A 12,820-nucleotide genomic window follows, 5' to 3' on the forward strand; every position below is an offset into this window, starting at 1 on the left:
AGAGGTCAGCGCGAGACCTGCGCATACACGGTGTGGAACGCCTCGGGCATGTCCGCCACCGTCGCGTTGTACATCCCCTCGCCCGAGTTGATCACGAGCGAGGTCGGAGGGCGCGAGACCATCGTGGGGCCGTTGACGGCGATGCCGAGCCCCTGAGAGAGCGGATCACTGCCTGCGAGGCCCACTGCAGCTGCGGGACGCGCCATCCCCGAAGCCGCCTTCTCGACGAACTCACGCACCGTGCGGCGCGCGTTCTCGGTCTTGCGCACGCGGTCGGCGACCTCCTGCGTGTTGCGCCCCACCTTGATCACGGGTCGCATCTTGAGCAGGGTGCCGAAAGCTGCCACGGCGCCCGACATGCGGCCTCCGCGGCGGAGGTACTCGAGCGTGTCGACCGTGAAGTAGGACACGGAACCGTCAGCGACGCTCTGTGCCGCGGCGGCGACCTCGTCGGCGGTGCCGCCGAGGACCGACGTCGCACCGGCAGCGAGCGCCGCATAGCCCTGCGCCATCGACGTCGTGCCCGTGTCGACCACGGTGACGGGGATGGGCGAGGTGCGCGCCGCGGTCTGCGTCGCGATCACGGTCTTCGACAGGGAGGAGCCGACCATCACGGCGACGATCGCGGAGGCGCCTGCATTGGCGCAGTCCGTGAAGGCTGACGAGAGGGCCTGCACGTGGGGCTCCTCGGTGCGCACCGACGCGCCGGACTCCATACGTGCAAGCACGTCGGCCTCGGAAAGCGTCCCGTCGGCGAAGATCTCATCGCCGATCACCACGCGCACGGGCACGACGTAGACGCCGAAGTCCGCGGCGAGGTGCGGGTCGATGCCGCACGCCGAGTCCGTGATGACCGCTACGGTCCGTTCTGCCATGTCGTCGTTCCTTCACCTGCGCCGGTTCGGCGCGACCGGAGCGCGCCGGGTGGGTGCCGCTCAGGGTTCGTCGAGAGAGGGCCGGGGGCGGGTGCGCCGCCTCGGCTCGACCTGAGGGTACCCACGGCACAGCGCGACTGGCCACCTGGCGTGAGCATGGTCACAGAGCGTCACCTCCCGGGACCTGCACGCCCAAGCCCGACGCTCGGGCTGGGCGAACAGGGCGCGGGCGCCTAGCGCGGCGCCGCGCCAGGCAGGGTACGACGCGCGTCAGGCGGTGACGATGTTGACGAGCTTCGGCGCGCGCACGATGACGGTGCGGATCCCGGCGTCGCCGATCGCGCGCTGCGCGCCCTCGGTCGCGAGGGCCAGCTCCTTCAGCTCGTCCTCGCCGATGCTAGGCGGCACCTCGAGGCGGGCGCGCACCTTGCCCTTGACCTGGACGATGCACGTCACGGTCTCCTCGACCAGCAGTGACTCGTCGACCTGGGGGTACGTCGCGAGCGCGACGTCCTCGTGCCCGAGCATCGACCACATGTCCTCGGCCGCGTACGGCGCGAACAGGCTCAGCAGGATCGCGACGACCTCGGCGGCCTCGCGCACGGCCGGATCGGCGGGGCCCACCCCCGCGTCGATCGCCTTGCGCGTGACGTTCACGAGCTCCATGACGCGCGCGACGACCACGTTGAAGCGGAACGACTCGACGAGCTCCTGCGACTCCTTGAGCGTGCGGTGCGTGTGCGCGCGCAGCTCGGCGTCCCCGGTCGAGGGGTCGGCTCCGGGCCCGCTCGTCACGTCCCGCGCGAGGCGCCAGGCGCGCGCGAGGAACTTCGCCGACCCGGCGGGCGAGACGTCGGCCCAGTCGATGTCGTCCTCCGGCGGGCCTGCGAAGGCCATGGTCAGACGCACCGCGTCCACGCCGAACTCGTCGAGCTGATCGGACAGGCGCACCAGGTTGCCGCGGCTCTTCGACATCGCGGAGCCGTCCATCTGGACCATGCCCTGGTTCAGGAGCGCGGAGAACGGCTCGCTGAAGTCGACCATTCCCATGTCGCGAAGCGCCTTGGTGAAGAAGCGCGAGTACAGCAGGTGCAGGATCGCGTGGGTGACGCCGCCGACGTACTGGTCGATCGGCGCCCACTTCTTCGCGTCCGTCGCGTCGAACGGGACGTCGTCGCGCTCGGTCGAGAGGTAACGCAGGTAGTACCAGGACGAGTCGACGAACGTGTCCATCGTGTCGGTGTCGCGCAGCGCGGGGCCTGCACACTTCGGGCAGGTCGTGTTGACCCAGTCCGACGCGGCGGCCAGCGGTGACTGACCTTTGGGCTTGAGGTCCAGGCCCTCGGCGGGCGGCAGCGTGACGGGCAGCTGGTCGTCCGGCACGGGCACCTCGCCGCACGAGTCGCAGTGCACGATCGGGATGGGCGTGCCCCAGTAGCGCTGGCGCGAGATGAGCCAGTCGCGCAGGCGGTAGTTCACTGACTGCTCGCCCGCACCATCGGCGGCGAGGATCTCGATGGCCTTCGCGATCGCGTCGGCCTTCGCGAGCCCGTCCAGCGGCCCGGAGTTGACGCACACGCCCTCGCCCACGGTCGCGATGCCCGACTCGTTCGGGTCCGGCAACGGCTCGCCGTCCTCGTCGCGCACGTCCACGACCACGCGCACGGGCAGGTCCATCGCGCGGGCGAAGTCGAGGTCGCGCTGGTCGTGCGCCGGCACGGCCATGATGGCGCCGTGGCCGTAGTCGGCCAGCACGTAGTCCGAAGCCCAGATGGGCAGGCGCTCGCCGTTGACGGGGTTCACGCCGTAGCGCTTGAGGAACACGCCGGTCTTGGGGCGCTCAGTCGAGAGTCGATCGATCTCCGAGGCGTTCTTCACCGACTCGACGTAGCGGTCGAACTCCTCGCGCACCTCACCGTCGGCGCCGTTCGCGAGCTCCGCGGCCAGGTCCGAGTCCGCGGCGACCACCATGAACGTCGCGCCGTAGAGCGTGTCGGGACGCGTCGTGTAGATGTCGATCGGCTCGTCGCGACCCTCGATCTCGAAGCGCACATCGGCGCCCGTCGAGCGGCCGATCCAGTTGCGCTGCATCGCGATGACCTTCGACGGCCAGGTGTCGCGCAGCGTCTCGAGGTCGTCCAGCAGCTCGTCCGCGTAGTCGGTGACCTTGAAGTACCACTGCGTGAGCTTCTTCTTGGTGACGGGAGTGTCGCAGCGCTCGCACAGCCCGCCCACCACCTGCTCGTTCGCGAGCACCGTCTGGTCCTTGGGGCACCAGTTCACCTGGCTGGGCTTGCGGTACGCGAGGCCACGCTCGAACAGGCGCGTGAACAGCCACTGGTTCCAGCGGTAGTAGTCGGGGCGGTGCGTCATCAGGACGCGATCCCAGTCGAACGAGCACGCGTAGCGCTTCATCGACGCCCTCTGCTGGGCGATGTTGTCCTCGGTCCAGCCTGCGGGGTCCACGCCGCGCTTGATCGCCGCGTTCTCCGCGGGCAGTCCGAAGCTGTCCCAGCCGATCGGGTGGAGCACGTTGAAGCCGCGCTGCACCCAGTGGCGCGCGATGACATCTCCCAGCGCGTAAGCCTCGGCGTGGCCCATGTGCAGGTCGCCCGAGGGATACGGGAACATGTCCAGCACGTACTTCGTGGGACGGTCATCGCCCTCGCGGCCTGAGCGGAACGGCTGACGCTCCTCCCACACGGGAAGCCAGCGCTCCTCGAGCGCGCGGAAGTCGTAGCGGGTCTCGTCGGCGTCAGGAGTCGTAGCGGTCACCCGAGGATTCTAGCGAGGCCCGCCACCGCGTCTGGCATCCGCGGTCACACGCCCGACGCACGGGCCGGCCGGCGCCCGACGGGCCCGAGGCGCAGGCCACCTCGCGCACCCATCCCCACCCGGCGTCGGGCGCGCGGTTCAGGCCGTCTGGGTGACCGTGACACGCACGTCCAGGCCCGACGTGGCGCCGGCGACGACCCCCGTGAGGGGAGGCACGTCTCGGTACTCGCGCCCACGCCCCACGACGACGTGACGGTCGCCGACCTCACGGTCGTTGGTGGGGTCGAAGCCGTACCAGTCGCCGCTCCACCACTCGACCCACGCGTGGGACTCGCCTGCAACGGACTCGCCGATCTCCGCGTCGCGCTTGGGGTGCAGGTAGCCCGACACGTACCGCGCGGGGATGCCGACGTGCCTGAGCGCGCCGATCGCGAGGTGCGCGAAGTCCTGGCACACGCCAGAGCTCACCTCCCACGCGTGCGTCGCCGGCGTATGGACCGACGTCGCCCCTGGCACATACTGGACTCGCGTGAACAACTGATCGCAAATCGCCCGCGCGGCCAGATCGGGCGCAAGCGTCCCGGCGGCGTCCTCGGCGATCTGCCTCAGCTCGTCGGTCGGCTCCGTCACCGGCGAGTTCTCAAGGTACTCGCACAGCAGATCGCGGAACCGGGGACCCTGAAGCTCCGACCATCCGACGCGCTCGTCGCGAGGCCGATGCGGCGTCACCTCGACGATGGACGTACCGACCACCGTGAGCGAGGAATGCGGCTGCAGCACCTCGAACGCGAGCACGTCCGTCTCCCAGTAGTCGCGATAGGTCGTTCTCCACGTCACGGGCGAGATGTCGATGCGCGAGTCGAGCACACGCTGTCGCGGCAGCCAGGCAGGAGTCAGGCGCGCCTCGTTGTACGAGCTGACGATCTCGCGCTCGTACGTGAACGTGGTGCGGTGCTCAACACGCAGCGTGCTCACCGGTCTCCCTCCCCCGTCGCGTGGAAGCTCACAGCGCTCCTCGACATCACAGCGCCTCCTGACTCCACAGCGTCGTCGACGCCGGCAGGAAGTAGCGATCCCGGATCAGGTCCGATGCGGTCGAGCAGGCGGCCTGCACCTCGTGCATCTGCCCCGTGAGGTCCGCGAGGATCTCGCGCACGTCGCGGTACTCGAGGTTGGTGCGCGCACGCCCCAGCGCGAGACGGGCTCGGTTGGACAGCGCCCGCCCGGTCTCGCTGCCCTCGATCTCCTGCAGGATCGTCTCCGCCCGGTCCAGGTTGTAGGCGATCGAGCGCGGGAACAGGCGGTCGACCAGCAGGAACTCGGCGGCGCGCTCCTCCGTGACGAGTGCCCTCACGGTCCGCAGGTACGCCTCATGGGCGGAGCACGTCCGCAGCAAGGTGGTCCAGTTCGGGCCGGTCGTGCCCTCGAGGTTCCGCGTCATCAGCAGTCGCGCGATCATGTCCGCGCGCTCCAGCGAGCGCCCGAGCTCCATGAAGTACCACGCGTCGTCGCGCGAGGTCGTCGCCGACATGAGGCCCCAGACGACGGCAGCGCGTTCGCGCACCCACACGAAGTAGTCGTGCGGCCGCGCCGCCCGCGTCCAGCGGGGCAGCTGCATGTGGGTCGTGTTGAGCGACTCCCACACCTCTGTCGAGATCACCTCGCGTGCGCGCCGCGCGTTCTCGCGCGCCGACGAGAGACAGCCCGCGATCGACGACGTCAACTCGCGGTCGAACGCGAGTGCCTGGAGCACGTCGCCGCGCGACACGGGCGGCTCCCACGGCGCGCTCATGACCGTCAGCAGCGACGCGTTCGCACTCGGCTCATCGACCCACTGGTCCTCAAGGAGGACGTTCAGGTGCACATCGAGAAGGCGCGCGGTGTTGTCCGCCCTCTCGACGTAGCGGCCGATCCAGAACAGGGACTCGGCGATCCGGCTGAGCATCATGGCCGGGCCTCCCCACTCTCGTGCGCACCGGACCTCGCGGGGCCCTGCTGCTGTTGCTGCTGTTGCTGCTGGCCGTGCGCGTAGTCCTCGGGATGCGCGCCCTGCGGCACCGGATCCACGCCGGCGAGCTCGACCTTCGCCTCTGGTGGCAGAGACGCGCCGCCGCGATGCCGGACTCCGCCGAGCACCCACGTGTCCTTCGAACCGCCGCCCTGCGAGGAGTTCACAATGAGCTGGCCCTTCTGGAGCGCGACGCGCGTCAGGCCGCCTGGCAGCACCCACACGTCGTCGCCGTCGTTGATCGCAAAGGGGCGCAGGTCCACGTGGCGAGGCTCGAGACCGTCCTCGGTGAGCGTCGGCACGGTCGACAGCTGGATCACGGGCTGAGCGATCCAGCCGCGCGGATCGTCGAGAATCTGGCGGCGCGTCGCATCGAGCTCCTCCGGGGAGGCCTTGGTGCCTATCACCACTCCCTTGCCGCCCGCGCCGTCGACTGGCTTGACGACGAGTTCGTGCAGGCGGTCCATGACCTCCTCGCGCGCCTCGGGCTCCTCGAGGCGCCACGTGTCCACGTTGGGAAGGATCGGCTCCTCGCCCAGGTAGTAGCGCGTCAGGTCGGGCATGTAGGTGTAGATCAACTTGTCGTCCGCCACGCCATTGCCGACCGCGTTCGCGATCGTGACGTTGCCCAGGCGTGCGGCGTTGATCAGCCCGGGAGCGCCGAGCGTCGAGTCCGGCCGGAACTGGACCGGATCCAGGAAGTCGTCGTCGATGCGACGGTAGATGACGTCCACGCGACGCCTGCCCGCAGTGGTGCGCATGTACACGCGACCATTGAGGGTCTCGAGGTCGCGCCCCTCGACCAGCTGCACGCCCATCGTGCGCGCGAGCAGCGAGTGCTCGTAGTACGCGGAGTTGAAGACGCCGGGTGTGAGCACCACGATCGTCGGGTCGTCCACACCGCCGGGCGCGGCTTTCGCGAGCGCGGCCCGGAGTCGCTGCGAGTACTCGAGCACGGGGCGCACGCCCATCGCGCCGAACATGTCCGGGTACATCTGGCTCATCGCGCGCCGGTTCGAGAGCACGTAGCTCACGCCAGAAGGCACGCGCACGTTGTCCTCGAGCACGCGCCAGATGCTGTGCTGATCCCGCACCAGGTCGATTCCGCTCACATGCACGCGCACGCCGTTGCCCGGCTCGATGCCCGCGACCGTCCGGTAGAAGTACTGGCTCGACGCGAGCAGTCGACGCGGCACGACGCCGTCCGTGACGCACCGCTGCGAGCCGTAGACGTCCGCGAGGAACGCCTCGAGCGTGCGCACGCGCTGCGCAATGCCGGGCGAGATGATGTCCCACTCGTCGGCGCCCACCACACGGGGCACGATGTCCAGCGGGAAGGGCCTCTCCTCGCCCGCATGGTCGAAGGTCACGCCCTGCGCAAGGTAGCTCGACGCGAGGGCCTCGGCGCGCGAGTAGAGGTCATCGCCCGACATCCGATCGATCTCGGCGTAGACGCGCCGATACGGCTCCCGCACCTGCCCGTCGACGTCCACGGCCTCATCCCACGCCTGCACAGGCGTGTATCCACTCCACGGGGTCGACGCGGGGTCCGTCATGCCCTCAGGCTAGCCACGACGTGTTTCGCCTGCATGACGGGCGGATGGCGGCAGTGCGACATGGCGGCATGCTTCCGACGCTGGCTGCGGAGCTCTGCCGCGACGACTTACTCGTCGTTCGGGTGGGCGACGCGGCCTTCGGCGTCGAGCGCGTCCCGGAGTTCGCCCGGGTAGACCCAGATCACGGTCTCGCCGACCAGTGAGCCGTTGAGCGGCCACGCCCCCTGTTCCGCGGGCAACGAGACTTGGACGCCAGTCAGCGCGAGGTCGGACCGCGGCGTATCCCCACGCTCGGAACTGAACGCAGCCAGTTCTCGCGGATACACCCAGAACTCGATCTGGTTGAAGCCACGGCCGATCTGCTCCTGGCTGAGGTCGACCGCCAAGGGCTCCGATTCGGGGACCCCCTCGAGCGCCACAAGCGAGGGCGGGATCTGTCGCGCCCAGAACTCGTGGTCCTTGAGCACTGCCTGGTCGCCATAGAGCGACCAGGCGAGGAAGACTGCACCGAGGGCAGGGATGCTCCAAGGGCTGCGGCGCGACGCCACGACCACAGCCACGGTCGCGATCACGCCGAACAGCACGATCGCCCACCAGGGATCCCGCTGGTCCGTCCCCACGAGAGCGTCGCTCAGGAAAGCGGAAACTGCGGGTGCGTGGGAGCCCTCCCATCTGCCGCCGAGGGGCATCAGCGGCACGACGAGCAAGAGGAACAGCGCCCCGGAGACCGCTGCGACGCCGACGACGGACCACGCGATGGCCCGAGAGAGGCGCGCAGCGAGGGCTGCGGCGCCGACCACCGCGAGCACAGGAGTGATGACCTCGATGTACCGGCCGTACGCGAACGCATCCAGGCGCGAGATACCCGCCGTCTCGCCCCAGGTGCCGCCCGCGAGCGTCATCACCACGAACACGATCGCAGCGACGACCGCAGCGAGCAGCCACCGCGACTCGAAGCGGTGCGCGCCCCGGCGCGCGCGCACCACGAGCACCAGCAGGCCGATGCCCGCAAGCCCGAGCCATGTGAGGGACTCAACCCAGGTCTGGGACACGATGGCGGTGACATAGTCTCCAAGCGATCCCGCAAGGAGCTGATCGATCTGACCAGCCGCCCGCTCGGCCTTCATGTAGTTCTGCTCCTCGATCCACAGCAGCAGCAGGTACGACGCCACCGAGATGGACGCAAGAAGCCCCCCGCCTCCCAGCGCATCCACGGGACGCTTGAACAGCATGACGGCGAAACCGACGGCGACGACGAACAGGAGCGGCAGCGCACGACCATGGACCAGGAACATCGCGCCGGCGGAGGCTCCGAGCAGCGCTGCCTGGCGGAACGAAGGGTTCCTCAGCTGGACGATCGCCGCCCATGCCGTGAGCATCACGACGAAGTGCAGGAGGTTCTCGGCGAGCAGGTAGTTGCTCTGGATCAGCATGGCCGGGCTGACCGCGATGACCGCGGCCATCAGAACGGACGCATTGCGACCTGCTCCGAACTTGCGTGCGACGCGCGACATGGGCCAGATCGTCGCGACGCCGATCGCGGCGTTGAGGAAGATCGCCATCCGGTAGACGGTCGCGGCCTCGTCGGTGAACAGCCACAGCGGCGCGATGAGGATCGCGAGCCCTGGCATGTACGAGCTGCCGAGCAGCACGACGGGGCCTTCGGGCCGCGCGAACAGCGCAGCGTTGAAGATCATGCCGGCTTCATCGGCCTGGTAGATCAGGCCCGTCGAGTCCCACGCGACGATGAGGTTGGCGACCACCACCACGGCGACCGCCACCCACACGGACCAGCGCGGAGGGTTCCACCGCCGGATCGCGATGCCGCCGCCCTTCGTCGCCCCGGCGCCTTCGTCCCGAGGCGCCGCCTTCACGGCGGGCGCTGTCTCGTTGTCGGGCACCGACTCCCCTGCCACGAGCGCGCCGGTGTCGTCCACAGTCTCCTCCGCCATGGCGGCAAGCCTAGGCCCCACCCATCGCGTCGCTGCCCTTCCCCCGCCGGGGTGCGCGCCGATACGCTCGAGCCATGGCATACCCGCGTGATCTGCTCGCGCCCGACGAGGACGTCGTCGTCGATGCGCATCCCCACTGGAAGGCGCTCATCGGCGCCGTCGCTACGACCCTGCTAGCGATCGCGCTCGCATTGCTGGCGTGGTGGTGGATGGACTCGGTCCAGTGGAGCGACGGCGTGGAGACCGGTGTGGGGATCGCCGTGGCGGTTGGCGTGGTCGTGCTCGTCGCATGGCTGGCGATCGCGCCGTACATCCGCTGGGCGACCACGCACTTCGTGGTCACGGATCGCCGCGTGATCTACCGCACCGGGGTGTTCACCAAGAGCGGCATTGACATCCCGCTCGCGCGCATCAACTCGGTGCAGTTCCGGCATGGGCTCATCGACCGGCTGTTCAAGACCGGCACGCTCATCATCGAGTCGGCCTCGGACGACCCGCTCGAGTTCGACGACATCCCGAACGTCGAGAGCGTCCACGCGCAGCTGTATCACGAGGTCAACGACGCACTCGACGGGGACGACGAGAAGTAGCCGACCGCAGCGTCGGGCCTTGTAGCGCCGCATCTGCGGCGATAAGGTTCGTCGCATGCCGCATCTGCGCATCTCCGAGGCTGCGTCGCTCCTGGGCGTGAGCGACGACACCGTCCGACGCTGGGTCGCCTCCGAGGGCATCGCCACCGCACGCGACGCCGCCGGCCGCACGCTCGTGGACGGCGTCGACGTCGCCCGCTTCGCGGCCCGCGCGAGCGCGCCGAACGACCGCACCGACGTGCTGCGCTCCGCGCGCAACCGCTTCCCGGGCATCGTCACGGCGGTCCACGCCGACAGCGTGATGGCGCAGGTGGACCTGCAGTGCGGACCTCACCGGGTGGTGTCGCTCATGAGCTCCGAGGCCGTGCGCGAGCTCGACCTCGAACCGGGATCGCTCGCGACCGCGATCGTCAAGGCCACGACAGTGATCGTCGAGGCCGCGCCTGGAACGGTACGATGAGGGCACCCCGATTCGCGGCGGTGGGCGCGGCCGCTCTCGCCCTCGCGGCCTGCGCGCCGACGGCCCTGCCCGAGGGCCGGCCCGAGACCCTGACGGTGCTCGCGGCGTCGTCGCTCGCGGAGGTGATGACAACGATCGTCTCCGACTTCGAAGCGGACCATCCCGACGTCAACGTCGCCGTGTCCTTCGCCGGGTCCTCAACGCTCGCGTCGCAGGTGCTCGAGGGTGCGCCCGCCGACGTGCTCGCAACTGCGGACGAGGCGACCATGGCGACCGTCAGCGACGAGCTCGAGATCGAGCCGCAGATCTTCGCGACGAACACCCTCACGATCGCGGTACCCGCGGGCAACCCTGGCGGGATCACAGGCGTCGACAGCCTGTCCGACGCGGGGGTAGTCCTGGTGACGTGCGCGCCGCAGGTGCCGTGCGGCGCGGCGACGGCACTGGTCGCGGAGGCGTCGGGCGCCACGCTCTCCCCTGTGTCAGAGGAGTCGAACGTCACCGACGTGCTGGGCAAGGTCGCTTCGGGCGAGGCCGACGCAGGCATTGTCTACGCGACCGACCTGGCGCGGGCGGATGGAGTCGAGGAGGTCGCTCTGGAGCATGCCGACGCTGTGGTGAACCGGTACCCGATCGCAGCGCTGCCTCACGCGTCGGGCTCGCCCTCGCAGCACGCGCGCGAGTTCGTGGCCGCCGTGCTGTCCTCCGAGGGCCGTGCGGTGCTCGCTGCTGCCGGATTCGGCGCGCCGTGATCGGCCCCCGCTGGCTCGTGCCACTCGCCGTCGCGGGCGCGCTCGTGGTGCTCCTGCCCCTCGCCGGCCTCGTCTCGAGGGTGGGGTGGTCCGAGTTCGGCACGTCTGTGACGGCGCCCGCCTCGCTCGAAGCGCTCGCGCTGAGCCTCAGGACGGCGACCATCGCCACGCTCCTCGTCATCGTGCTCGGCATCCCGCTCGGCTTCGCACTGCGTGCGATGCGCGGGCCCTGGCGCGCGCTCGTGCGCGCGATCGTGCTGGTACCGCTCGTACTCCCTCCCGTGGTCGGCGGGCTCGCCCTGCTGTACGCCTTCGGCCGTCGCGGGCTTCTCGGCGACGCGCTCGGCGGGTCGCTCGCCTTCACGACGGCGGCGGTCGTCCTGGCGCAGACCTTCGTCGCACTGCCGTTCATGGTCGTCTCCGTCGAATCGGCGCTCGCGCAGCGCAGTGGGCGTCACGAGGCGGTCGCCGGAACACTCGGCGCCTCGCGCACACGCATCCTGTTCCGCGTCACCCTTCCGGCGCTCGGTCCCGCGCTCGCGACGGGCGCCGTGCTGGCATTCGCGCGCGCGCTCGGCGAGTTCGGAGCGACGCTCACGTTCGCGGGATCGCTCGCCGGCGTGACGCGGACAGCGCCGCTGGAGATCTACCTGGCGCGCGAGACGGATCCCGCGCAGGCCGCGGCGCTGTCGCTCGTGCTCGTCGCGCTCGCCGTCGCGGTGGTGGCGATCGCCTACCGACCTGGGTCGCGCCGATGAGCCTCGATGCCCACGTGCTGATCAGGTCGCGGGCCGTCGACGCTCGCCTCACAGTCGAGCGCGGCCGCACCCTGGTGCTGCTCGGGACCAACGGCGCCGGAAAGTCCACGGTGCTCGAGGCGATCGCGGGGATCGTGCCGGTCGACTCTGGCGAGATCGCGATTCACGGTCGCGCACTCACCGGTGGCGGGCGACGCGTGCCGCTCGCGTCGCGTCGGATCGCCTTGCTGTCGCAGGACGACGCGCTGTTCCCCACGATGTCGGTGCTGGACAACGTCGCCTTCGGCCCTCGCTCTCGCGGCTCGTCCCGCGAGGAGGCGCGGCACACCGCGCGCGCCTGGCTTGAGCGCGTAGGTGCCACAGACCTCGCTGCACGCCGACCCACCGAGCTCTCGGGAGGGCAGGCCCGGCGCGTCGCGATCGCGCGCGCACTCGCGCCCGCTCCCGAGGCCGTCCTGCTCGACGAACCCCTCGCTCGGCTCGACGTCGAGGCCGCCACCGCGATCCGCGCGCTGCTTCAACACGTCCTGCGCGACGTCACCGCCATCGTCGCCACCCATGACGCTCTCGACGCGCATGCGCTCGCCGATGACGTGGCAGTGATCGAGGCGGGCGTCGTCGTCGAAGCCGGAACGGCGTCGGAGGTGCTGACACGACCTCGCACCGCGTTCGCCGCGCGTATGGCGGCGCGCGTGCTGATCCGCGGCACGATGCAGGGCGGAGCGCTCGTCCTCGTCAATGGGACCCGCGTACCGGTCGCCGGGGGCCCGAGGGCGGGCGCTGCGGCGGGGATCGCGGTGCGTCCCACTTTGATCGCGCTCGCGCTCGGCGACGAGCCGCGCGTGCCCGGCCGCGCGTGGGTCACGGACACCGTGGTCGCTCTCGAGCCGCGTGGGGATGAGGTGCGCGTGCACGGGTCGGCGGCCGCCGCCGACGTGGATCCGGCCGAAGCTTCGCGCATCATCGTCGGCGAACGCGTGCTGTTCGGGGTGCCTACGGGGCTGCCTGCATACGCGATCTGAGGCCGTTCTCACAGCACCGCCGCCGCGCAGGCGTTCTGTACGCAACCCCCGCGAAACACCTTGGTTCCTACA

At 70.1% G+C, this 12,820-nt stretch carries 11 protein-coding genes; 5 read left to right on the forward strand and 6 right to left on the reverse strand.

The window, feature by feature from the left end:
• Positions 1-5 precede the first annotated feature (5 nt).
• From B7K21_RS02445 to B7K21_RS02470, 6 genes are all read right to left on the reverse strand, one after another.
• The gene (locus tag B7K21_RS02445) at positions 6-875 is read right to left on the reverse strand and encodes a DegV family protein (RefSeq protein ID WP_084073504.1); all 870 of its coding nucleotides are present in this window, start codon (positions 873-875) and stop codon (positions 6-8) included.
• A 270-nt stretch (positions 876-1,145) separates the two neighbouring features.
• Positions 1,146-3,650, reverse strand: a complete 2,505-nt coding sequence (gene leuS, locus B7K21_RS02450) for a leucine--tRNA ligase (RefSeq protein WP_084073507.1) — start codon at positions 3,648-3,650, stop codon at positions 1,146-1,148.
• Between the two features lie 138 nt (positions 3,651-3,788).
• Positions 3,789-4,625 (reverse strand): transglutaminase family protein, encoded by an 837-nt coding sequence (locus B7K21_RS02455; RefSeq protein ID WP_084073509.1) that lies wholly within the window; start codon positions 4,623-4,625, stop codon positions 3,789-3,791.
• A gap of 46 nt (positions 4,626-4,671) precedes the next feature.
• Positions 4,672-5,595, reverse strand: coding sequence for an alpha-E domain-containing protein (locus B7K21_RS02460; RefSeq protein WP_084074770.1), 924 nt, complete (start codon positions 5,593-5,595; stop codon positions 4,672-4,674).
• A complete protein-coding gene (locus tag B7K21_RS02465) occupies positions 5,595-7,214 on the reverse strand; it encodes a circularly permuted type 2 ATP-grasp protein (protein WP_084073512.1) in 1,620 nt (539 codons plus the stop codon). The genes B7K21_RS02460 and B7K21_RS02465 overlap by 1 nt, the downstream gene beginning before the upstream one ends.
• 107 nt (positions 7,215-7,321) lie before the next feature.
• Positions 7,322-9,166: a hypothetical protein gene (locus B7K21_RS02470; RefSeq protein ID WP_084073515.1), complete on the reverse strand. Its 1,845-nt coding sequence runs from the start codon at positions 9,164-9,166 to the stop codon at positions 7,322-7,324.
• A 74-nt stretch (positions 9,167-9,240) separates the two neighbouring features.
• Here B7K21_RS02470 and B7K21_RS02475 point away from each other — a divergent pair, with 74 nt between their 5' ends.
• From B7K21_RS02475 to B7K21_RS12405, 5 genes are read left to right on the forward strand one after another with little or no spacing between them, the layout of a single operon-like run.
• Positions 9,241-9,756, forward strand: a complete 516-nt coding sequence (locus B7K21_RS02475) for a PH domain-containing protein (protein WP_084073517.1) — start codon at positions 9,241-9,243, stop codon at positions 9,754-9,756.
• Between the two features lie 55 nt (positions 9,757-9,811).
• A complete protein-coding gene (locus B7K21_RS02480; RefSeq protein WP_084073520.1) occupies positions 9,812-10,216 on the forward strand; it encodes a molybdopterin-binding protein in 405 nt (134 codons plus the stop codon).
• Positions 10,213-10,968 (forward strand): molybdate ABC transporter substrate-binding protein, encoded by a 756-nt coding sequence (gene modA / locus B7K21_RS02485; RefSeq protein WP_084073522.1) that lies wholly within the window; start codon positions 10,213-10,215, stop codon positions 10,966-10,968. Before B7K21_RS02480 ends, modA begins: the two co-directional genes overlap by 4 nt.
• Positions 10,965-11,726 carry an ABC transporter permease gene (locus B7K21_RS12400; RefSeq protein WP_373994276.1) on the forward strand — a complete coding sequence of 254 codons (762 nt, stop codon included), beginning with the start codon at positions 10,965-10,967 and terminating at the stop codon, positions 11,724-11,726. Before modA ends, B7K21_RS12400 begins: the two co-directional genes overlap by 4 nt.
• On the forward strand, positions 11,723-12,748 hold the full coding sequence (locus B7K21_RS12405; protein ID WP_144016029.1) for an ABC transporter ATP-binding protein: 1,026 nt from the start codon (positions 11,723-11,725) through the stop codon (positions 12,746-12,748). The genes B7K21_RS12400 and B7K21_RS12405 overlap by 4 nt, the downstream gene beginning before the upstream one ends.
• The last annotated feature ends 72 nt before the right edge of the window (positions 12,749-12,820 follow it).

It is taken from the genome of Demequina sp. NBRC 110052 (assembly GCF_002090075.1).
GTDB lineage: Bacteria > Actinomycetota > Actinomycetes > Actinomycetales > Demequinaceae > Demequina.

What these genes read in the sequence shown, in the direction of transcription:
- B7K21_RS02445 (WP_084073504.1), bottom strand. Translation starts at nt 875, where the DNA reads ATGGCAGAACGGACCGTAGCGGTCATCACGGACTCGGCGTGCGGCATC.
- B7K21_RS02460 (WP_084074770.1), bottom strand. Translation starts at nt 5,595, where the DNA reads ATGCTCAGCCGGATCGCCGAGTCCCTGTTCTGGATCGGCCGCTACGTC.
- B7K21_RS02465 (WP_084073512.1), bottom strand. Translation starts at nt 7,214, where the DNA reads ATGACGGACCCCGCGTCGACCCCGTGGAGTGGATACACGCCTGTGCAG.
- B7K21_RS02470 (WP_084073515.1), bottom strand. Translation starts at nt 9,166, where the DNA reads ATGGCGGAGGAGACTGTGGACGACACCGGCGCGCTCGTGGCAGGGGAG.
- B7K21_RS02475 (WP_084073517.1), top strand. Translation starts at nt 9,241, where the DNA reads ATGGCATACCCGCGTGATCTGCTCGCGCCCGACGAGGACGTCGTCGTC.
- B7K21_RS02480 (WP_084073520.1), top strand. Translation starts at nt 9,812, where the DNA reads ATGCCGCATCTGCGCATCTCCGAGGCTGCGTCGCTCCTGGGCGTGAGC.
- modA (WP_084073522.1), top strand. Translation starts at nt 10,213, where the DNA reads ATGAGGGCACCCCGATTCGCGGCGGTGGGCGCGGCCGCTCTCGCCCTC.
- B7K21_RS12405 (WP_144016029.1), top strand. Translation starts at nt 11,723, where the DNA reads ATGAGCCTCGATGCCCACGTGCTGATCAGGTCGCGGGCCGTCGACGCT.